The 441-nt window shown below is 60.5% G+C and carries 1 protein-coding gene; it reads left to right on the top strand.

Annotation, left to right across the window (positions count from 1 at the left end; genetic code table 11):
• On the top strand, nucleotides 1-441 hold a 441-nt coding region (locus tag BK665_RS33065; protein WP_446033152.1), incomplete at both ends, for an AAA family ATPase.

Below are 441 nucleotides of genomic sequence, written 5' to 3'. Positions count from 1 at the left end.
AGAGCCAGGACGGCCACTACAATCTCATTTCCGCGCTGCATAAATCCGTGCGCGGTTCCGACCCGGATGCGGCACTTTATTATCTCGCCCGCATGTTCGATGCCGGTGAAGACCCGCTTTATCTCGGGCGGCGGCTGGTGCGCATGGCGGTGGAGGATATCGGCCTTGCCGATCCGCAGGCGTTGGCGGTCTGTAATGCCGCCAAGGATGCCTATGATTATCTAGGCTCGCCGGACGGGGAACTCGCACTGGCGCAGGCTTGCGTTTATCTCGCCACCGCGCCGAAATCCAACGCCGTTTATACCGCCTTCAAGGCGGCGATGCGGGCGGCCAAGGAGAACGGCTCGCTGGTGCCGCCGAAACATATTCTCAACGCACCGACCAAGCTCATGAAGGGCGAGGGTTATGGGGATGGTTACCGTTATGACCATGACGAACCCG

Source organism: Pseudomonas frederiksbergensis, assembly GCF_003732665.1.
Classification (GTDB): domain Bacteria; phylum Pseudomonadota; class Gammaproteobacteria; order Pseudomonadales; family Pseudomonadaceae; genus Aquipseudomonas; species Aquipseudomonas frederiksbergensis_G.
The sequence above is the reverse complement of the archived record's forward strand: the minus strand, read 5'-3'. Positions and strand labels throughout refer to the sequence as shown.